Genomic DNA, 20,238 nt, shown 5'->3' on the forward strand with positions numbered 1-20,238 from the left:
TGCTCGAAAGGTCCCCATGTTCCGTAAGATCCTCGTTGCCAACCGCGGTGAAATCGCCATCAGGGCCTTCCGCGCCGCCTATGAGTTGGGCGCCGCCACGGTCGCCGTCTTCCCGTACGAAGACCGCAACTCGATGCACCGGCTGAAGGCGGACGAGGCGTACCAGATCGGCGAGCCGGGGCACCCTGTGCGCGCCTATCTGGACGTTCAGGAGATCATCCGCGTCGCCAAGGAGTCCGGCGCCGACGCGATCTACCCGGGTTACGGCTTCCTTTCCGAGAACCCGGAGCTCGCCGACGCCGCGCGAGCCGCGGGCATCGCGTTCATCGGCCCGCGCGCCGAGGTGCTCGAGATGGCCGGCAACAAGGTCACGGCCAAGGAGCACGCCATCGCCGCGGGCGTCCCCGTGCTCAAGTCGACCCCGCCGTCGCGCGACATCGAGGAGCTGCTCGCCGGCGCCGACGGGATCGGCTTCCCGATCTTCGCCAAGGCGGTGGCCGGGGGCGGCGGCCGCGGCATGCGGCGGGTGGCCCGCAAGGAAGACCTCCGGGCGTCACTCGAGGAGGCAATGCGCGAGGCCGACAGCGCGTTCGGCGACCCGACCATGTTCCTGGAGCAGGCCGTGCTGCGTCCGCGCCACATCGAGGTGCAGATCCTCGCCGACGGCACGGGGGACACCATCCACCTGTTCGAGCGCGACTGCTCGGTGCAGCGCCGGCACCAGAAGGTGGTCGAGATCGCGCCGGCGCCGAACCTCTCCGACGAGATCCGCCAGTCGCTCTACCGCGACGCGATCGCCTTCGCCAAGTCCATCGGCTACGAGAACGCGGGCACCGTGGAGTTCCTGCTCGACACCGCGGGGGAGCGCGCAGGCCAGCACGTGTTCATCGAGATGAACCCGCGCATCCAGGTCGAGCACACGGTCACCGAAGAGATCACCGACGTCGACCTGGTGCAGTCGCAGATCCGCATCGCGGCGGGCGACACCCTCGCCGACCTCGGCCTCAGCCAGGACAGCGTCCAGATGCGCGGCGCCGCCCTCCAGTGCCGCATCACGACCGAGGACCCGACGGCGAACTTCCGCCCGGACACGGGCAAGATCACGACCTACCGCTCGCCGGGTGGCGCCGGCATCCGCCTCGACGGCGGCACGATCAACCCGGGCGCCCAGATCAGCCCGCACTTCGACTCGATGCTGGCGAAGCTCATCACGCGCGGCCGCGATTTCCCGGCCGCCGTGCTGCGCGCCCGGCGCGCGCTGGCCGAGTTCCGCGTGCGCGGCGTCGCCACGAACATCCCGTTCCTGCAGGCGGTCATGGAGGACCCGGACTTCATCGCCGGCAATGTCTCCACCTCCTTCATCGAGGAGCGCCCTGAGCTGTTCAAGGGCCGCACCTCCAAAGACCGGGGCACCAAGGTGCTCAACTGGCTGGCCGACGTCACCGTCAACCAGCCCAACGGTCCGCGTCCGGAGGTGGCCGACCCGGTCGAGAAGCTGCCGCGCCTCGACCTCGCGGTGCCGGCGCCGTCCGGCTCGCGCCAGCGGCTGCTCGAGCTCGGCCCGAAGGGCTTCGCCGAGGCGCTGCGCGCGCAGACCGCGCTCGCGGTCACCGAGACCACTTTCCGCGACGCGCACCAGTCGCTGCTGGCGACGCGCGTGCGCACCAAGGACCTGCTCGCGGTCGCTCCGTACGTCGCGCGCCTCACGCCGGAGTTGCTCTCGGTCGAGGCCTGGGGTGGCGCGACCTACGACGTCGCGCTGCGCTTCCTCGGCGAAGACCCGTGGGAGCGGCTCGCCGCCCTGCGCGAGGCGCTGCCCAACATCAACATCCAGATGCTCCTGCGCGGTCGCAACACGGTCGGCTACACGCCGTACCCGACGCAGGTGACCGACGCATTCGTGCGGGAGGCCGCGGCGACGGGTGTCGACATCTTCCGCATCTTCGACGCGCTCAACGAAGTGTCGCAGATGCGCCCGGCGATCGAGTCGGTGCTCGCCACCGGCACCTCCATCGCCGAGGTCGCGGTCTGCTACACGGCGGATCTGCTCGACCCGGCAGAAGACCTGTACACGCTCGACTATTACCTGCGGCTCGCCGAGCAGATCGTCGAGTCGGGCGCGCACATCCTCGCGATCAAGGACATGGCCGGCCTGCTGCGTCCCGCCGCGGCAGAGAAGCTGGTCTCGGCGTTCCGCGAGCGCTTCGACCTCCCGGTGCACGTGCACACCCACGACACTCCGGGCGGCCAGCTCGCGACACTGCTTGCGGCCTCCCGCGCCGGCGCAGACGCGGTCGACGTGGCCAGTGCGCCGATGGCGGGAACCACCAGCCAGCCGAGCGCCTCGGCGCTCGTCGCGGCCCTTGCGCACACCGAGCGCGACACCGGCGTCTCGCTATCGGCCGTCGAAGACCTCGAGCCGTACTGGGAGGCCGTGCGCCAGGTGTACCGTCCGTTCGAGTCGGGCCTGCCCGGCCCCACGGGTCGCGTCTACAAGCACGAGATCCCGGGCGGACAGCTGTCCAACCTGCGCCAGCAGGCCAACGCGCTGGGCCTCGCGGAGGACTTCGAGCTGGTGGAGGACATGTACGCCGCCGCCAACCGCATCCTGGGGCGCATCCCCAAGGTCACGCCGTCGTCGAAGGTCGTCGGCGACCTCGCGCTTCACCTGGCGGCCGTCCACGCCGACCCGGACGACTTCGCCGAGAACCCGCAGAACTACGACATCCCCGACTCGGTCGTCGGGTTCATGGCGGGCGAGCTGGGCGAGCTGCCCGGCGGCTGGCCGGAGCCGTTCCGCACGAAGGTGCTCGCGGGCAAGACCGTGAAGGTCGGCGTCGAAGACATTTCGCAGACCGACGCGGAGGCCCTGGAGGGCTCCAGCGCGTCCCGTCGCGCCGCGCTCAACCGGCTGCTGTTCCCGGCCCCGACGCGCATCTACGAGCAGATGCGCGAGCTGTTCGGCGACCTCTCGGTCGTCGACTCGATCGACTACCTCTACGGCCTCGGCGCCGGCGAGGAGCACGTCATCGAGTTCAGCAAGGGCGTGCGGCTCTACATCGGGCTGGAGGCGATCGGCGAGGCCGACGAGAAGGGCATGCGCACCGTCATGACCACGCTCAACGGCCAGCTGCGTCCCGTCTTCGTGCGCGACCGCAGCATCGTCGTGGAGGCCAAGAGCGCCGAGAAGGCCGACACGGCCAAGCCCGGCCAGGTCGCCGCTCCGTTCTCCGGAGTGGTCACCCTCCAGGTCGCGCCGGGCGATGCCGTCGCCGCGGGCCAGTCGGTCGCGTCGATCGAGGCCATGAAGATGGAGGCGGCGATCACCGCACCCATCGCCGGCACGATCGAGCGTCTCGCCATCCCGAAGACCCAGCAGGTGGACGCGGGCGACCTCCTGGTCGTCATCACGCCCGCCTGACCCTGCCCGATAAACTGTCGCAGTCGTCTCACGTCGAGCGGCAGAAGGAGTGACAACCGTGGCTGACAAGCCGGAGGAGCCGGAGCGCGGCGACCTCGAGCCGTCCGACGAGAAGCCCAGCTTCCGTCCGTCGCCGCTCGAAGTCGACACGACGCTGAGCATCGCCGTCGACCTGCCGCCGACGCCGCCGAAGGAGATCCCGGAGGACGAGGCCGCGGTCGCGATCGACGACGTGCCCGTGAACCCGGGCTTCGTCGAGTCGCCGACCGACCCGACGACCACGTCGGTCGCGATCGTGGCCTCGCGGCTGGCGACGGCCCCGACGCCGACGCAGCCCGACGCAAGCCGCGGCGAGACGACTGGGCTGCCGGGTTCCGATGCGCATCCCGAGGCGTTCGGCCAGTCGCGGCGCGACCGGCTGCGCGGCGAGCACTCGCCGCAGCCCGAGCCCGCGGCCATGCTGACGGCCGACCGCCTGCTGGAGGTCAACCGCAAGACGCGACCGGGTCCCGAGGGACCGTGGCAGCGGTTCGTGTACAACGTCACGTTCCGCACGGTGAACCTGGGCGACTCGGCCAAGGTCCGCGCGCGCAAAGAGCTCGACCACCGCATCCAGAAGCAGTTCGAGGGCGGCACCCGGTTCGTGCCCGTGCTCACGCGTAAGGGCGGCGTCGGCAAGACGACCGTCACGACACTGCTCGGGATGGCGCTGGCTGCCGCGCGCGAAGACCGCATCATCGCGATCGACGCGAATCCCGATCGCGGAACGCTCTCGGAGCGCGTCCCGAAGCAGACCAGGGCGACGGTGCGCGATGTCGTGCACAAAGCGGCGAGCATCGGCGGCTTCACCGACTTCTCGGCGCTGGTCTCGCGTGACGAGACGCGGCTCGACATCCTCGCGTCCGACACCGACCCCATGCTGTCGGAGGCCTTCGACGAGAACGACTACAACGTGGTCGCCGACCTGTCGGCACGCTTCTACTCGATCGTCCTGACCGACTGCGGCACCGGCATCGTGCACTCGGTGATGCGGGCGACGCTGCAGCGAGCCGACGCGCTCGTGATCGTGTCGGGCGGCAGCGTCGACGAGGCTCGCCTGGCCTCCGAGACTCTCACCTGGCTCGAGGCCAACGGCTACACCGACCTCGTCCGCAACGCGGTCGTCGCGCTCAACACCGCGACCCACGCCACGAATCTGGTGAAGCTCGAGGAGATCGAGTCGCACTTCCGCTCGCGCGTGCGCGAGATCGTCCGCATCCCGTACGACCCGCAGCTCGCCGCAGGCTCGGTCGTGTCCTGGAAGGACCTCAAGCCGCTGACCAAGCTCTCGGCCCGGGCGCTCGCAGCGCTCGTCGTCGAGGGCTTGCCTGCCGAGCGCGCCTGACCCCGTCCGCCGCCATCGCGCCGTGCGCGCGCCCGAGGAGATACCCGTGACCGAGCGCCAGATCCGCCTGTTCGGCGACCCCGTCCTGAAGACCCCGTCGGAGCCGGTCCTGGAGCTCGACGAGGGCGTCCGCGGCCTCGTGGAGGACCTCATCGACAGCGTCGTGCCTCCGGGCCGCGCGGGCGTCGCCGCGCCGCAGATCGGCGTCGGCCTGCGCGCGTTCAGCTACAACGTCGACGGCGAGATCGGCTACATCATCAACCCCGAGCTGGTGGAGGTTTCGGGCGAGCCCGAGCTGGTGGACGAGGGCTGCCTCTCGGTCCCCGGGCTCTGGTTCAAGACCTCCCGCTACCCGTTCGCCCGCGTGCGCGGCATCGACCTCGACGGCAACGAGATCGAGCTCTCCGGAACCGGCGTGATGGCGCAGGCCCTGCAGCACGAGACCGACCACCTCGACGGCAAGCTGTACCTCGACCGGCTCGACAAGGAGACGCGACGCGAGGCGATGCGCCAGGTGCGCGAGAGCGACTGGTTCTAGCGCCCGTCTAGACTCGATCACATGGACATCGCAGTCACCGGAGGATCGGGAAAGCTCGGACGCACCGTCGTTCGCGAACTACGCGCGGCGGGACACACCGTCGTCAATCTGGACGCGACGGGGGAACGCGGTCCCGGCTTCGTTCGGGTCGACCTCACGGACTTCGGGCAGACGCTGGACGCGATCCTCGGCGTCAACGACCTCCATGACGGGTTCGACGCGATCGTCCACCTCGCCGCGATCCCGGCGCCGGGCATCCTGAGCGACGTCGCGACCTTCCACAACAACATCCGGGTCACGTACAACGTGTTCCAGGCCGCGCGCCGCGCCGGCATCCGCAACGTCGTGTACGCGTCGAGCGAGACCGTGCTCGGCCTCCCGTTCGACGTGCCGCCGCCCTACATCCCGGTCGACGAGGACTACCCGGCCCGCCCGGAATCCACCTACTCGCTGGTCAAGCACCTCGAGGAGCAGATGGCGATCGAGTTGGTTCGCTGGGACCCGGCGCTGAAGATCGTGGCGCTGCGCTTCTCGAACGTGATGGAGCCGGCCGACTACGCGGCGTTCCCGTCGTACGACGCCGACGCGCGGGCTCGCAAGTGGAACCTCTGGGGCTACATCGACGCGCGCGACGGCGCCCAAGCGATCCTCCGCGCGCTGGAGTGGGACACCACCGGCTTCGACCGCTTCATCATCGCCGCGGCCGACACCGTGATGTCGCGTCCCAACGCCGAGCTCGTCGCCGAGGTCTTCCCCGGGGTCCCGCTGAAGCGCGACGACCTCGACAACAACGACACCCTCCTCTCCATCGACAAGGCCCGTCGCGTCCTCGGGTACGCCCCCACCCACTCCTGGCGCGACGAGCTCTAACCCCTCGAGATTTGCGGCAAATGTGGCGATAGGAGGCCTCTATCGCCACATTTGGCGCAAAGGCGTTGTCCACTCGGGTCGGGGGACAGCGTTAGAAGTGCACAGATTCGTGCAGTGGGGCGTGGGCCGGGCCCGACGCGGTGACGATGGGGGAATGCGAAAACCTGAGCCGCTGCCACCCGCGCTCGCGGGTGTCGCATTCCGACCTGACGACGCTCGAAGCCACGGTGTCGACGCGTCACGGCTGCGGAGACGCGATGTACACCACCCCTTCCACTCCGTCCACGTGTCGGTGGCGCCCCGCAACGTTCGCGAACTCTGCAGCGTCTATCGCGCGCTGCTGCCCGACGGTGCCTTCTTCAGCCACCAGACTGGAGCTGCGCTTCTCGGTATTCCATTGCCCATGTCCCTTCCCGGAGAGCCGCTTCACATCTCGGTCGCGTATCCCGGCATGCTCCCGGAGGGCGCGGTGTGGTCGGGCACAGCCTCGGACTGGTTTCGGGAACGACGATCGACGGGCTCCCCGTTTGCACGCCCGCGCAGGTCTGGTGTCAGCTCTCCGGCGTGCTGGGTCGGGATGATCTCGTGGCTGCGGGCGATCATCTCGTCGGCGCGCGTAATCGCGAGCCGCTCGCAACCCACGCCGAACTGGTAGAGATTGCTGAAGCGCTACCGCGCACCAAGGGCTCGCGCGGTCGTGCCTGGGCACTCCCTCGCATCCGGTTCGGCAGCGATTCGCGGCCGGAGAGCCTTCTCCGTCTGCTTCTCGACGACGTCGGCTATCGCGACGTCGAGATCAACGCGCCGGTTGCGGTCAAGGGCGGCCGCATCACGTTGCATCCCGACCTGAGCCTCCCCGACCGCCGCATCGCGTTCGAATACGAGGGCGATGGGCACCGAGTGGACCCGAGGCAATGGCACCTCGACATCGAGCGTCGTGAGCTCTTGGAAGCGGAAGGGTGGCGTGTCATGCGGGTCACTGCACGGGACCTCCACGAGCGCGAGGCGTTCATCGAACGCCTACACAGATTTGCGCCGAATGTTGCGTCAGGCGGCTCCAAACGCAACATTTGGCGCAAATCTCCCTAGTGGGCGAGGGAGATGCCCTGGGTGCTGGGGTTGCCGCTGTAGACGCCGTCGATGACGTCGGCGAAGTCGCTGAGGATGACGTTGCGCTTGATGCTGAGCTTGGGCGTCAGGTGGCCGCTGGCCTCCGTCAGCTCGGTGGCCAGGATCACGAACTTGCGGATGCTCTCGGCGCGAGACACACCCTGGTTGGCCGTGTCGACCGCGCGCTGGATCTCGGCGTTCACCGCCGGGTTCACGGAGGCCTCGGCGAGCGTCATGTCCTTGTCTTCACCGTTGTTCGCGAGCCAGGTGGGCAGCATCTCGGTGTCGAGCGTGACCAGTGCCGCGATGAACGGCTTCTGGTCACCGACCACGATCACCTGCCCGACCAGCGGGTTGGCGCGGATCGGGTCCTCGAGCGCGGCGGGGGAGACGTTCTTGCCGCCGGCGGTGACGATGATCTCCTTCTTACGGCCGGTGATCGTCAGGTAGCCGTCGTCGTCGATCGTGCCGAGGTCGCCTGTGCGGAACCAGCCGTCGTCGAACGCGGCGGCCGTCGCCTCGGGGTTCTTCCAGTACTCCTTGAAGACGTTGACGCCCTTGACCTCGATCTCGCCGTCGTCGACGAGGCGCACCGCCACGCCGGGGAGGACGGGCCCGACCGTTCCGATCTTGAACATGTCCGGACGGTTGACCGTCGCGGGGGCGGTGGTCTCGGTGAGTCCGTAGCCCTCGAGGATCTTGATGCCGAGGCTGTGGAAGAAGTGACCGAGGTGCGACCCGAGCGGCGCGGAGCCGGAGACCGCGTACTTCACGCGGCCGCCCATGGCCGCCCGGAGCTTCGAGAACACCAGCCGGTCGTAGAGCGCGAACTTGAGCTTGAGCCCGAACGGCACCGACCCCGCTTCGACAGCCTTCGAGTACTCGACCGCGACGTCGGCTGCCGCGCGGAAGATCTTGCCGCGACCGCCGGCCTCGGCCTTCTGCTCAGCGGAGTTGTACACCTTCTCGAAGACGCGCGGCACCGCGAGCAAAAAGGTGGGCTTGAAGCTGGCGAGCGCCGGGAGCAGCTGCTTGGTGTCGGCCTGGTGACCCACCTTCACCCCGGCGGTGACGCACAGCACCGCGATGAACCGAGCGAACACGTGCGCCGTGGTGATGAAGAGCAGCGTGGAGGCGCCTCCCGGCTGCGACACGACCTCCGAGAGCGCCTCGGCCGAGTTGCGCGACAGCTCGACGAAGTTGGAGTGCGTGAGCACGCAGCCCTTGGGACGGCCGGTGGAGCCCGACGTGTAGATGAGCGTGCCGATGTCGTCGCCGCGCGCGAGGTTCCTGCGGCGCTCGATCTCCTCGTCCGGCACATCCGCTCCGGCGTTGGCGAGCTTCTCGAGATCACCGAGGTGCAGCTGCCAGACGTTCTGGATGAGCGGGAGGTCGGGGTGCACCTCGTCGAACCGCGAGAACATCTCCGCGTCCTCCAGGATGACCGCGACCGCGCCCGAGTCGGACATGTTCCACTGCACCTGAGCAGGCGAGGAGGTCTCGTAGATGGGAACCAGGACCGCGCCCGCGAACCAGGTCGCGAAATCGATCAGCGTCCACTCGTAGCGCGTCTTGCACATCAGGCCGATCTTGTCGCCCGGCTGAATGCCGGCGGCGGCGATGCCCTTCGCGAGGGCGATGACCTGGCGGTGGAACTCCGCGGCCGTCACGTCCTTCCAGCCGTCGCCGTCCGGCCGGCTGAACAGCGCGGCGTCCGGGCTGGCAGCGACACGCTGGACGAGCAGGTCCGTCGCGTTGGCCTCCGGGTCGGCGGGGACGAGTGCGGGGATTTCGAACTGGTTCACGGTAGCTCCCTCGATACCGGGCGGGCGGGTAATCGAGCCGAATGGCTTCGGCTCGCAGTGGTTGATTACACTCTAGATGGTGCGGCAGAGAGTCTCCTCCGACCGGCTCGTCCCGCGCCTCCCACCCCGCGCCTGACCGCGCCGACCCGGAAGGGGCTCGCCTGTGCACGCCATCGGAATCGACATCGGCGGGACCAAGATCGCCGGGGCGGTCGTCGACGAACTCGGCGCGATCGTCCGCGAGGACCGCGTGCCCACCGATGCCAGCCGTCCGGAGGAGATCGAGAACGCCGTCGTCGCGATGATCGAGCGCCTCTCCGACGGGCCGGAGGAGATCGCGGGCGCCGGCGTCGCAGCGGCCGGCTTCATCGACGCCGCGCAGTCGACCGTCTACTACGCGCCCAACATCAACTGGAGGCACGAGCCGTTCCGCGAGAAGCTCGAGAAGCGGATCGACCTCCCCGTGCTCATCGAGAACGACGCCAACGCCGCCGGCTGGGCCGAGTTCCGTTACGGCGCAGGCCGCCTGGTCAGCGACATGGTCATCCTGACCATCGGCACCGGCGTCGGCGGCGCCATCGTGAGCAACGACCGGCTGTTCCGCGGCGGCTTCGGCGCGGGCGCAGAGATCGGCCACATGCGCGTGGTCCCCGGCGGCCTGCCCTGCGGTTGCGGCGCGCACGGGTGCATCGAGCAGTACGGCTCCGGCCGCGCATTGCAGCGCATGGCGAACGAGCTCGCCGACGCGGGCGGCATCGGCCAGCCGCTCGCCGACGTCCGCAGCCGCACCGGTTCGCTGAGCGGCTCCGACATCTCCGCGCTGATCATGACCGGCGACCCGGGCGCGCTCGCCGCCCTCCGCCAGCTGGGCGACTGGCTCGGCCAGGCCTGTGCGAGCCTCGGCGCCGTCCTCGACCCGCAGCTCTTCGTCTTCGGAGGCGGCGTCGCCCAGGCCGGTGAGCTGCTGCTCGAGCCGATCCGGCTCGCATACCTCGAGAACCTTCCCGCGCGCGGGTTCCACCCGGAGCCGGAGTTCAAGATCGCGGAGCTGGTCAACGACGCCGGGGTGGTCGGCGCGGCCGACCTCGCCCGCCTCCACGCCGCGCTCTAGCACCACCTCCCCCCACGGCGCCCAGGGCACTAGGCTTTCGATCGATGTTCTACTGGCTGATGAAGAACCTGATCGCGGGTCCGATCCTGCGCGGTATCTTCCGTCCCTGGGTCGTCGGGATCGAGAACGTGCCGGCCGACGGTGCGGTCATCCTCGCCAGCAACCACCTCTCGTTCATCGACTCGATCTTCCTGCCGCTCGTCGTCGACCGGCACGTGTCGTTCCTCGCCAAGAGCGACTACTTCACTCGGCGAGGTCTGAAGGGATGGGCCACGAAGGCGTTCATGAACGCGACCGGGCAGCTCCCGATCGACCGCTCGGGGGGCAAGGCCTCCGAGGCGTCGCTCAACACCGGGCTCGCCGTGCTGGCGCGCGGTGAGATCCTCGGCATCTACCCGGAGGGCACGCGCAGCCCCGATGGCAAGCTCTACCGCGGCCGCACGGGTGTCGCCCGCATGATCCTGGAGGCCGGCGTGCCGGTCGTCCCCGTCGCGATGGTCGACACGGCCGACATCATGCCCATCGGCAAGCGCCTGCCGCGCATCGGCCGCATCGGCATCATCATCGGCGAGCCGCTCGACTTCTCGCGGTTCGAGGGCATGGAGGGCGACCGTTTCATCCTGCGCTCGGTCACCGACGAGATCATGTACGCGCTGCACGCTCTGGGCGCTCAGGAGTATGTGGACGTCTACGCGAGCACCGTGAAGGAGAAGCGCGCGGCGCTCACCTGATCGCGCGTCCCAGTGGCCCGTCACAATCCGGTCGCGCGGCGCAAGACCCCGGTCCGGCGCGATAGGCTCGGTTATCCCCTTCCACCCGACCGAGCGGAACAGAACAGTGCTGCAGACCACAGATCCCGTCGTGAAAGCTGACGACTCCGTGATCGAGGGCCTGGACTATTGGCGCACGCTCCCCATCAAGCAACAGCCGACCTGGCCCGACCCGGAGGCTGCGGCTGCCGCGTCGGCCGAGATCGCCACGCTGCCTCCGCTCGTGTTCGCCGGCGAGGTGGACCAGCTGCGGTCGCGACTCGCGCGTGCGGCTCAGGGCGACGCGTTCCTGCTGCAGGGCGGCGACTGCGCCGAGACCTTCGCGGGGGCGACCGCCGACCAGATCCGCAACCGGGTCAAGACGATCCTGCAGATGGCCGTCGTGCTCACGTACGGCGCCTCTGTGCCCGTCATCAAGATGGGCCGTATGGCCGGTCAGTTCGCCAAGCCGCGCTCCAGCGACACCGAGACGCGCGGCGATGTGACGCTGCCCGCCTACCGCGGCGACATCGTCAACGGCTACGACTTCACGCCTGAGTCGCGCGCCGCCGACCCACGCCGCCTTGTGCAGGGTTACCACACGGCGGCCTCCACGCTGAATCTCATCCGCGCGTTCACACAGGGTGGCTTCGCCGACCTGCGCGAAGTGCACAGCTGGAACAAGGGCTTCGCGGCCAACCCGGCCAACCAGCGCTACGAGGGCCTCGCCCGCGAGATCGACCGTGCCATCAAGTTCATGGAGGCCGCGGGGGCGGACTTCGACGAGCTCACGCGGGTGGAGTTCTACTCCAGCCACGAGGCGCTGCTCATGGACTACGAGCGCCCGATGACGCGCATCGACTCGCGCACCGGCACGCCGTACAACACGTCGGCCCACTTCGTCTGGATCGGCGAGCGCACGCGAGACCTCGACGGCGCGCACGTCGACTTCCTGTCGCGCGTCCGCAACCCGATCGGTGTCAAGCTCGGCCCGACGACCACGGCCGACGACATGCGCCGGCTCATCGACGCCCTCGACCCCGAGCGCGAGCCCGGCCGGTTGACGTTCATCACGCGCATGGGCGCGGGCAAGATCCGGGACGCGCTGCCTCCGCTGCTGGAGGCCGTGAAGCGGTCGGACGCCAACCCGCTGTGGGTGACCGACCCGATGCACGGCAACGGCCTCACCACGCCGAACGGCTACAAGACCCGTCGGTTCGACGACGTCGTGGACGAGGTGCAGGGCTTCTTCGAAGCGCACCGCGCGGCGGGCACCCATCCCGGCGGCATCCACGTCGAGCTCACCGGAGACGACGTCACCGAGTGCCTGGGCGGCTCCGAGCACATCGACGAGGAGACCCTCGCGACCCGCTACGAGTCGCTCTGCGATCCGCGCCTGAACCACATGCAGTCCCTGGAGCTCGCCTTCCTCGTGGCCGAGGAGCTCAGCCAGGGCTGACCCGTACCAGACGACCTCCGAAGGGCACGTCGTTGTCGCTTCCCGAGAAGTGACAACGACGTGCCCTTCGAGGCTTGAGGGGAGGCGTGCTCAGAAGCCCGCGAAGTTGACCGTGACGGTGGAGCCTTTAGGGGCCTGCGTTCCGGCGCTGGGGGAGACCTTGGAGACCACGAAGCCGCTGGGGAGCAGGTCTGCTGCCGGGCTGTACTTGAGCTGGAAGCCCGCGTCCTGCAGCGCCTTCTTCGCCTTGTCCCAGCTCTGACCGACCACGTCGGGAACCGGGACGGGTTCTGGGCCCTTGGAGGTCTCGAGCGCCAGGGTGTCCCCGGGGCGCACCGGCCCCTCCTTCTGCGGCTGCGCCGAGATGACGTCGCCCTTGTCGACCGTGTCGCTGTAGCTCTGCGGTCCGGCGGTGCCTTCGAGACCGACCTTCTGCAGCGCGGCCGTGGCCGAGCTCACCGACATGCCGGCGACATCGGGGACGGGACCGACCGACACGACCATGTTCACCGTGGCCGCCTCGAAGTAGGCTCCGCCGCCGGAGATGTCACTGCCGTCGGACGCGCGCGTCGCCGAGATGACGGTGTTCGCCGGCACCTTGCTGTCGAACTGCTGGACGGTGTCGCCGACCTTGGCGTCGACGCTCGTGATCGCGGCTTTCGCGTCGTCGAGCGACTTGCCGGCCAGCGCGGGGAGCGTGACGGGCTTGGGTCCCTGTGAGATGCGCAGCGTGACGGTGCTGCCGCGACCGGCGGCCGCACCCGCCTTCGGATCGGTGCTCGACACCTGACCGGCGGGTACAGAGACGCTGTACTCCTGCGCCTGCGCCGTCTTGAACCCGAGGTTCGTGAGCGTGGCGGTCGCCGCGGCAGGAGCCTGCGACACGAGGTTCGGCACGATGACCTGCGATCCGGGGCCCGAACCGAAGTACCAGCCCGTGCCCCCGGCCGCCGCTGCGAGCACCAGGACGAGCGCGAAGAGCCACCAGCCCTTGCCGCGGCGGCGACGCGCAGCGCTGGTCAGCGTGTCCGTCGCGGCGGGCGTCGTGGAGGCGACCTGCTGGCGGATGGCCGGGTTGATGATCTGGGTGTCGCCGTCGTTCACGGCGAAGGCCGGAGGCAGCACCATGGTGGGCTGCATCACGGCGTCGCCGCGGATGGACTTCTCGGCCTCGATCAGGCGGTCCAGCATCTCGCGGGCGTCAGATGGCCTCCGGTCCGGGTCCTTCTCGGTCGCCCACAGCACGAGTTCGTCGAGCTCCGGAGGCACGGCGGGGTTGACGCTGCTCGGAGCGGGCACAGGGTCGTTGGCGTGCTGGTAGGCGATCTGCATCGGCTGCTCGCCGTGGAACGGCTGCGTGCCGGTGAGCATCTCGTACATCATGATGCCGAGCGCGTAGATGTCGCTGCGCGCATCGGCGACACCACGGGTGACGAGCTCGGGGGAGAGGTAGGCGATCGTGCCGAGGAGCGCCTGGCCGGTCGCCGTGTTGGCGCTGGCTGCGCGCGCAAGGCCGAAGTCGCCGATCTTGATGCGGCCGTCGTCGGCCAGCAGCACGTTCTCGGGCTTGAGGTCGCGGTGGACGATGCCCGCCTTGTGGGCGGCGGCGAGGCCGCTCAGCACGGCCTCCATGATGTCGATCGTCTGCTCGGGAGTGAGCTTGCCGTAGTCCTTGAGGAGGTCGCGCAGCGTGATGCCGGGAAGGTACTCCATCACCAGGTAGGCCATGTCGGAGTCCTGGCCCTGGTCGAACACGTTGACGACGTTGGGGTGGGCCAGTCGCGCGGCCGAGCGCGCCTCCTGCACGAACCGGCTCTTGAAGGTGTTGTCGTCGGCGAGATGGCCGTGCATGATCTTGATCGCGACCCGTCGCTCGAGCCGCAGATCGGTGGCGAGGTAGACGGTGGCCATGCCGCCACGGGCGATCCGCGAGCGCACCTGATAGCGGCCGTCGATCAGACGTCCGATCATCGGGTCGGTTTGGCTCGTGGTCACGGATCGAGTCTAGGGAACGGCGAGTGCGTGAACCCTGCAAAACACCGGTGTGCTGCGGGGCCGTGACCCGGCTGTGACCTTCGGGTCACCCGAGTTGGGCGAGCCATGCGCGCGCCGAGGGCTCCCACTTCGCATACGCGTCGGGGAATGCGGAGATCTGGACGGCCTGGGCGGCCTGGGTGACGCTCATCGCCGACCAGTTCGGGATGTCGAGCAGGCCGCGGGTCCGTCCCTTGTTGGGGTTGTTCGCCCCGCCGTAGAACGCGAGTGTCGCGCGCGCCGGGTCGAGCACCTGATCAGGTGTGCCCCAGCCGGTGCTCGGCCGCTGCTGGAACAGGCCGAGCGAGTCGCGGTCGCCGAAGCGGACGTTGCGCAGGCCGGACTCCTGGGCAGCGGCCGCGAGCGCGACGACGATGCCTTGGGCGGGCACGCCCTCGTTCCTGCCGATTCGGACGATCAGGGAGGCGTTGGCGCGCATCTCGTCGGTGAGCGCGACCACCTGCCCCGGCTGGACCGTCGGCGCCGGAGCGGGCGTGGGCGCGCTGACGACGGGCGCGGGAGCCGCGACCGGCTTCGGCGTTGTGACCGCTGCGGTGGCGACGCCGGGGATGGCGATGCGCTGGCCCGGGTAGATGACACTCGCACCGGTGAGGCCGTTGGCGCTGAGGACGGCCGCGGTGCGCAGACCGAACTTGGCCGCGATGCCGCTGATCGTGTCTCCGCGCACGACTGTGTACGAGGTCGCAGACGGCGCGGGGCCGGGAGCCGGCGCGGGTGCCGGAGCAGGCGCCGGCGCGGCTGCGCCGCCGAGGGCGAGGACCTGGCCGGGGAAGATGAGGCTCTTCCAGCTGAGCCCGTTGAGCGCCAGGACGGCCGCCGTCGAGAGCCCGAACCGGGCGGCGATGGTGGAGACCGTGTCGCCGGTCTGCACCCGGTAGTTCGCGGGCGCTGCGGCGGTGTCGGTGTGGGCGGGGGAGGCCGCGGTCTGGCCGAACGAGCCGGTGATCGTGTTCTGGGGCCCGGTGGCGTCGCTCTTCTCGGGCGCGCGCTCGCGTTCGGCCTCGGAGGCCGCGTGCGCGGGGGTCAGCAGGTTGAGGGTGACGGCGATGGAGCCGGCCACGGCGATCGGGACGGTGCCCAGCATTCCGCGGCCTCCACTGTGTGAGCGCCGCGGACGCTTCGTGCTCTCGATCGCAGACATGGTCGACCCCCTCGTGCGTGACAAAGCCGTTCTTCACGCTGACACACCTTGAGTAAGGAGTCAACCAGTGTGACGGATGTGAAATCAGTTAATATGACCGTAATATTTGCCTCGGACTCGTGCTCACCGCTCGGTCGTGGCACGCTTGTTCTTGTGAACGAGCAGGTCCAGGCCACCGAGTGGCTCACCATCCCCGACCTCGTGGAGCAGCTGGGACTCGGTGTCAGCCGGGTGCGCCGCCTCATCGAAGACAGACACCTCGCGGCGAAGCGCGTCGACGGCGTCATCAAAGTGCCGGCCGTCTTCCTCCGCGACGGCGAGCCCCTCAGCGAGCTCCACGGCACACTGATCGTCCTCGCAGACAACGGCTTCGACGACGAGGAGGCCGTCGACTGGCTCCTGTCGGACGACGAGAGCCTCGGCACTGCGCCCATTGAGGCGTTGCGCGCCGGCCGCAAGGCCGAGGTGCGGAGGGTCGCTCAGGCGCTGGCGTGAGCCTCCGCTGCCGCGCGTGCGCGGAGCGCCTGGCTCCGTTGGAGCGCCTGGCTCAGCAGGAACGTCTCGCTCAGTAGGAGCGGCGCGTGACCGTGACCGCGAGGTCGCGGAGCTGCGCGCGCGCGGCCGTGCCCAGCTGTGCGCCGTCGAGCGCCTCGATCGCACGCTCCACGTTCTCGGCGATCATCCGCTCCACCTTTTCGACGGCGCCGGACTCGCGAATGGTCATCTGCAGCGTCTCGATCTGCTGCGGCGTGAGGTCGGGGTCGCCGAGCAGCTCGTCGAGCGTCGCGCGCGCGCCGGCGGGCACCGCTTGCCGGGTGAGAGCGATCAGCACCGTGCGCTTGCCCTCGCGCAGGTCGTCCCCGCTCGGCTTGCCGGTGACCTCGGCGTCGCCGAAGACGCCGAGGAGGTCGTCGCGCAGCTGATACGCGATTCCGAGTGGGAGTCCGAATCGGCGGAGGGCGTCGAGCTGGCCGACGGTCGCGCCCGCGAGGCTGGCGCCGATCAGCAGGGGTGACTCGATGGAGTATTTCGCCGACTTGTAGACGATGACGCGCTCGGCGCGGGCCAGCTGGTCCGCGTCGGGCCTGCCTGCCCAGCCGATCTCCTCGAAGATGTCGAGGTACTGGCCGGCGGTGACGTCCAGGCGCATCCGGTTGAACTCCGCGCGGGCCGATCGTCGGGCGGAGGCGCTCACGGTCTGGGTGAGTCCTTCGTCGAAGAGTTCGTCGCTGAGGATGAGGAGGTAGTCACCCAGCAGCGTCGCGGCGCCCGTCCCGAACGAGGCGCCGGAGCCCTGCCAGCCCTCCTGCTCATGGAGGTGCTCGAAGCGCCGGTGGGCCGACGGATTTCCACGGCGCGTGTCGGAGTTGTCGATGAGATCGTCGTGCACCAGGGCAGCCGCATGGAACAGCTCGAGGGCCGACGCGACGGAGACCACGCCGTCGAGCGGACCGCCTGCCGCCACCGGTCCGCTGTCAGCCACCTCGCCGGTGGTGCGCACTGCCTGCCAGCCCCAGAAGCAGAAGAGGGCACGGAAGCGCTTGCCGCCGCTGAGAAAATCCCTCGAAAAAGCCGCGATCGGGGAGAGTTCATCGGCGATGGAGACGAGAATGGACGCACGTGCATCGAAGAATCCATCGATTCTTGACTGGATGAGGTCGACGAATCGGATGCTTTCAGACACACGTATAGCCTAGTCAGAGTGGTGCGGCTACAATCGGCCACACAACGCCTAGAACCCGCTAGAAAGAGGGGGATCCGGATGCCGCTTTCAGAACATGAGCAGCGCCTCCTCGAAGAGATGGAACGCAGTCTCTACCAGAACGACGCAGACTTCGTCGCCAAGGTCGGAGGCAAGCGGGCACGACCTGCGTATCGCTCGATCGTCCTCGGCGTCCTCGTCGCCGTCATCGGTGTCGCCGTGCTGGTGACCGGCGTCTTCGTGCAGCTGCCGATCGTCGGAATCCTCGGTTTCGTCGTGATGTTCGGCGGAGTGCTGCTGGCCATCGCTCCGGGCAAGCGCGTCGCGATCGACCCCGACGCCGCCGCGGCGGGCACGTCGGGAAAGCCGACGCGCGGCCAGCCCGGCTTCATGGATCGCATGAACGACCGCTGGGACAAGCGGCAGGACGGGCAGAGCTAGCCCCTCCACCCCGCTCCCCAGCGCACCCTTTCTGAGGGCCGATCTTTGGATCGGCCCTTTTTCGTGCGCTCGACGCACCCGGAGAGCTCTCGGCTCCTCCATTTTCCTCCACCACCTTCCGGCGCGGATTCACGGGGTTTTAACACCCCTAAACGGGGCAAAACTACCGATCATGCTGATTTTGTGGATGGGAGTGGAGTAAAGTGGAGGCACACCGCAACCGTGGCCGGGAGAGTGGGGGGTGGACCGATGTTCCTCGGCACCTATGCCCCCAAACTCGACGAGAAGGGGCGGATCATCCTGCCGGCCAAGTTCCGGGATGAGCTCGCGTCCGGTCTCGTCCTGACCCGCGGTCAGGAGCACTGCGTCTACGTCTTCTCGCAGCGGGAGTTCGAGTCCCTCCACGAGAAGATCCGGCAGGCGCCGGTGACCAGCAAGCAGGCCAGGGACTATCTGCGCGTCTTCCTCTCGGGGGCGAGCGCGGAGGTGCCGGACAAGCAGAACCGGGTCACCGTCCCGACCCCGTTGCGGACGTATGCGGGTCTCGACAGAGACCTGGTGGTGATCGGCGCGGGCAGCCGTGCGGAGATCTGGGACGCCGAGGCGTGGGAGACCTACCTCGCCGAGCAGGAGGCGGCATTCGCGAACACGGAGGAGGAGGTGATCCCGGGACTGTTCTAGCGCCTGGCATCGGACTCCCAGCCATACGCCCTGACACCACTTCCCCGGTGGCAGGTCGGAATGGATGGGGATCCGGATCCAGGGGCATGATCCTCCCGGTGCGGACATGACGGACGACATCCACACCCCCGTTCTGCTGGAACGCTGCATCGAACTCCTCGGCCCCGCCCTCGCGAAGCCGGGTGCGATCTTCGTCGACGCCACTCTCGGCATGGGAGGCCACTCCGCCGGCGTGCTGGAGCGGTTCCCCGACGCCGTGCTCGTCGGTCTCGATCGCGATCCCGAGGCGCTTGCCATCGCGGGCGCCCGCCTGGAGCGCTTCGGAGACCGCGTACACCTGGTGCACACGGTGTACGACGGCATCCAGGACGCGCTCGACGGGCTCGGCCTCGACCGGATCGACGGCGTGCTCTTCGACCTCGGTGTGTCCTCCCTGCAGCTCGACCGCGTCGAGCGCGGCTTCTCCTACTCGAAGGACGCCCCGCTCGACATGCGGATGGACGGCACGAGCGAGCTGACCGCCGAGGTGGTTCTCGCGACGTACTCCGAGGCCGATCTGCGGCGCATCTTCCGCGACTACGGCGAAGAGAAGCTGGCAGCGCGGTACGCGCGGCGCATTGTGGAGGAGCGGCAGTCGGCTCCGATCGTGCGCTCCGGCCAGCTGGTCGACATCCTGCAGAAGGCGACCCCCGCCGCGGTGCAGCGTCAGGGTCACCCGGCCAAGCGCGTGTTCCAGGCGCTGCGCATCGAGGTGAACCAGGAGCTGGCTGTGCTGGAGCGCGCCATCCCGGCCGCCATCGACGCGCTCGCGGTGGGCGGCCGCATCGTCGTGGAGTCGTACCAGTCGCTGGAGGACCGCATCGTCAAGCGCGAGCTCCAGACCCGGTCGCGCTCGAGCGCACCCGCCGGACTTCCCGTCGAGCTGCCGGAGCACAAGCCGGAGCTGAAGCTCCTGATCCGCGGGGCGGAGTTGGCCGACGACGACGAGAAGGCTCGCAACCCGAGGGCGACACCCGTGCGTCTGCGCGCGGCCGAACGAGTGAGGAGGGGCTCGTGAGCAGCAACAACCTGGGGGTGGGCGTCCGGCGACGTCCGACGATGACCTGGCACGTGCCGGCGTCCACTGCCGCGACGGCGCCCGTGCTGGAAGAGCCGGCACTCGATCGGCCTCAGCGGCCGGAACGCGAGCGCCGCACGCACCTGGAGGTCGTCTCCACCCGCAGTCAGCGCAGGGCCCGTCCCCGCACGGTGTATGCGATCACGGCGGTCTCGGCTCTGCTCGTGATCGTGGTGGCCCAGCTGCTCCTGAGCATCGGCGTGTCGCAGGGGGCGTACCAGCTGAGCTCCCTGCAGACCAAGCAGACGGAGCTGCAGCGCAGCTATCAGGCCGCCTCGGAGGATCTCAACCGGCTGACGTCGCCGCAGAACCTGGCCGCGAATGCGAACGCACTCGGCATGGTCAGCAACAGCAACCCGGCGTACCTGCGGCTCTCCGACGGAGCGGTCCTCGGCGCGCCCGTCGCGGCGAACGGGGCCGCGGGCACCGTGACCGGAGGCCAGGGCAATCTGGTGCCGAACTCGCAGCTGAACGGCGTGCCGCTGGTGGCGGGCCAGGGGGCGGCCGCGCAGGCGCAGACTCCTGCGGCCCACGGGGCGGCCCAAGCTGGGAGTTCCGCAAGCACGGGAGCGGCGTCCACGACTCCGGCGAAGCCGTCCGTACCGTTGCAGGGAGCGTTGCCGACACCGGTGACGCACTGACACGGACACTGAC

Annotated in this window: 17 protein-coding genes; 13 read left to right on the top strand and 4 right to left on the bottom strand. The window is 69.2% G+C overall.

All coding sequences use genetic code 11. The features are described from left to right. Positions 1-16 precede the first annotated feature (16 nt). The 5 genes from AC0HS0_RS03585 (at position 17) to AC0HS0_RS03605 (ending at position 7,302) form a co-directional block, all read left to right on the top strand. Entirely contained in the window at positions 17-3,421 is a 3,405-nt protein-coding gene (locus tag AC0HS0_RS03585) for a pyruvate carboxylase (protein WP_472961696.1), read from the top strand. 58 nt (positions 3,422-3,479) lie between these two features. Continuing rightward, complete coding sequence (locus AC0HS0_RS03590) at positions 3,480-4,805, top strand: MinD/ParA family ATP-binding protein (RefSeq protein WP_472961698.1); 1,326 nt, start codon at positions 3,480-3,482, stop codon at positions 4,803-4,805. 46 nt (positions 4,806-4,851) lie between these two features. Then, positions 4,852-5,343 (top strand): peptide deformylase, encoded by a 492-nt coding sequence (gene def / locus AC0HS0_RS03595; protein WP_472961699.1) that lies wholly within the window; start codon positions 4,852-4,854, stop codon positions 5,341-5,343. Between the two features lie 21 nt (positions 5,344-5,364). Then, the gene (locus AC0HS0_RS03600; protein WP_472961700.1) at positions 5,365-6,213 is read left to right on the top strand and encodes an NAD-dependent epimerase/dehydratase family protein; all 849 of its coding nucleotides are present in this window, start codon (positions 5,365-5,367) and stop codon (positions 6,211-6,213) included. Between the two features lie 471 nt (positions 6,214-6,684). Continuing rightward, on the top strand, positions 6,685-7,302 hold the full coding sequence (locus AC0HS0_RS03605; RefSeq protein WP_472961701.1) for a hypothetical protein: 618 nt from the start codon (positions 6,685-6,687) through the stop codon (positions 7,300-7,302). Here the strand turns inward: AC0HS0_RS03605 and AC0HS0_RS03610 are convergent. Beyond that, the gene (locus AC0HS0_RS03610) at positions 7,299-9,128 is read right to left on the bottom strand and encodes an AMP-dependent synthetase/ligase (protein ID WP_472961702.1); all 1,830 of its coding nucleotides are present in this window, start codon (positions 9,126-9,128) and stop codon (positions 7,299-7,301) included. The two genes, AC0HS0_RS03605 and AC0HS0_RS03610, sit on opposite strands and share 4 nt — an antisense overlap. Positions 9,129-9,291: 163 nt before the next feature. On the opposite strand from AC0HS0_RS03610, the gene AC0HS0_RS03615 reads away from it, so the two are divergent. From AC0HS0_RS03615 to AC0HS0_RS03625, 3 genes are all read left to right on the top strand, one after another. Then, the gene (locus AC0HS0_RS03615; RefSeq protein ID WP_472961703.1) at positions 9,292-10,239 is read left to right on the top strand and encodes an ROK family glucokinase; all 948 of its coding nucleotides are present in this window, start codon (positions 9,292-9,294) and stop codon (positions 10,237-10,239) included. 44 nt (positions 10,240-10,283) lie between these two features. Continuing rightward, a complete protein-coding gene (locus AC0HS0_RS03620) occupies positions 10,284-10,970 on the top strand; it encodes a lysophospholipid acyltransferase family protein (RefSeq protein WP_472961704.1) in 687 nt (228 codons plus the stop codon). Between the two features lie 148 nt (positions 10,971-11,118). Further along, entirely contained in the window at positions 11,119-12,447 is a 1,329-nt protein-coding gene (locus AC0HS0_RS03625) for a class II 3-deoxy-7-phosphoheptulonate synthase (protein WP_472962122.1), read from the top strand. A gap of 90 nt (positions 12,448-12,537) precedes the next feature. Here the strand turns inward: AC0HS0_RS03625 and pknB are convergent, their stop codons facing one another. Together pknB and AC0HS0_RS03635 are read right to left on the bottom strand one after the other, a co-directional pair. Continuing rightward, positions 12,538-14,442 (bottom strand): Stk1 family PASTA domain-containing Ser/Thr kinase, encoded by a 1,905-nt coding sequence (pknB, locus tag AC0HS0_RS03630; protein ID WP_472961706.1) that lies wholly within the window; start codon positions 14,440-14,442, stop codon positions 12,538-12,540. 85 nt (positions 14,443-14,527) lie between these two features. Continuing rightward, complete coding sequence (locus AC0HS0_RS03635) at positions 14,528-15,586, bottom strand: LysM peptidoglycan-binding domain-containing protein (RefSeq protein WP_472962123.1); 1,059 nt, start codon at positions 15,584-15,586, stop codon at positions 14,528-14,530. A 210-nt stretch (positions 15,587-15,796) separates the two neighbouring features. Between AC0HS0_RS03635 and AC0HS0_RS03640 the strand changes: the two genes are divergently transcribed. Then, positions 15,797-16,138 (top strand): Rv2175c family DNA-binding protein, encoded by a 342-nt coding sequence (locus tag AC0HS0_RS03640; protein ID WP_472961707.1) that lies wholly within the window; start codon positions 15,797-15,799, stop codon positions 16,136-16,138. Positions 16,139-16,208: 70 nt separating this feature from the next. Here AC0HS0_RS03640 and AC0HS0_RS03645 read toward each other — a convergent pair whose 3' ends face one another. Beyond that, a complete protein-coding gene (locus AC0HS0_RS03645; protein WP_472961709.1) occupies positions 16,209-17,327 on the bottom strand; it encodes a polyprenyl synthetase family protein in 1,119 nt (372 codons plus the stop codon). A 78-nt stretch (positions 17,328-17,405) separates the two neighbouring features. On the opposite strand from AC0HS0_RS03645, the gene AC0HS0_RS03650 reads away from it, so the two are divergent. The 4 genes from AC0HS0_RS03650 (at position 17,406) to ftsL (ending at position 20,225) form a co-directional block, all read left to right on the top strand. Then, on the top strand, positions 17,406-17,786 hold the full coding sequence (locus AC0HS0_RS03650; protein WP_472961710.1) for a DUF3040 domain-containing protein: 381 nt from the start codon (positions 17,406-17,408) through the stop codon (positions 17,784-17,786). 249 nt (positions 17,787-18,035) lie between these two features. After that, complete coding sequence (gene mraZ, locus AC0HS0_RS03655; RefSeq protein ID WP_472961712.1) at positions 18,036-18,467, top strand: division/cell wall cluster transcriptional repressor MraZ; 432 nt, start codon at positions 18,036-18,038, stop codon at positions 18,465-18,467. Between the two features lie 106 nt (positions 18,468-18,573). Next, complete coding sequence (rsmH, locus tag AC0HS0_RS03660; RefSeq protein ID WP_472961713.1) at positions 18,574-19,524, top strand: 16S rRNA (cytosine(1402)-N(4))-methyltransferase RsmH; 951 nt, start codon at positions 18,574-18,576, stop codon at positions 19,522-19,524. After that, positions 19,521-20,225, top strand: coding sequence for a cell division protein FtsL (gene ftsL, locus AC0HS0_RS03665; protein ID WP_472961715.1), 705 nt, complete (start codon positions 19,521-19,523; stop codon positions 20,223-20,225). Before rsmH ends, ftsL begins: the two co-directional genes overlap by 4 nt. Positions 20,226-20,238: the final 13 nt, after the last annotated feature.

The sequence above is a fragment of the Leifsonia sp. PARNA 1/14 genome, from assembly GCF_055720965.1.

Bases quoted from the DNA above. Each gene is read 5' to 3' on its own strand.
- AC0HS0_RS03585 (WP_472961696.1), top strand. From the start codon at position 17: ATGTTCCGTAAGATCCTCGTTGCCAACCGCGGTGAAATCGCCATCAGG.
- AC0HS0_RS03600 (WP_472961700.1), top strand. From the start codon at position 5,365: ATGGACATCGCAGTCACCGGAGGATCGGGAAAGCTCGGACGCACCGTC.
- AC0HS0_RS03620 (WP_472961704.1), top strand. From the start codon at position 10,284: ATGTTCTACTGGCTGATGAAGAACCTGATCGCGGGTCCGATCCTGCGC.
- AC0HS0_RS03635 (WP_472962123.1), bottom strand. From the start codon at position 15,586: ATGCTGGGCACCGTCCCGATCGCCGTGGCCGGCTCCATCGCCGTCACC.
- AC0HS0_RS03650 (WP_472961710.1), top strand. From the start codon at position 17,406: ATGCCGCTTTCAGAACATGAGCAGCGCCTCCTCGAAGAGATGGAACGC.
- mraZ (WP_472961712.1), top strand. From the start codon at position 18,036: ATGTTCCTCGGCACCTATGCCCCCAAACTCGACGAGAAGGGGCGGATC.
- rsmH (WP_472961713.1), top strand. From the start codon at position 18,574: ATGACGGACGACATCCACACCCCCGTTCTGCTGGAACGCTGCATCGAA.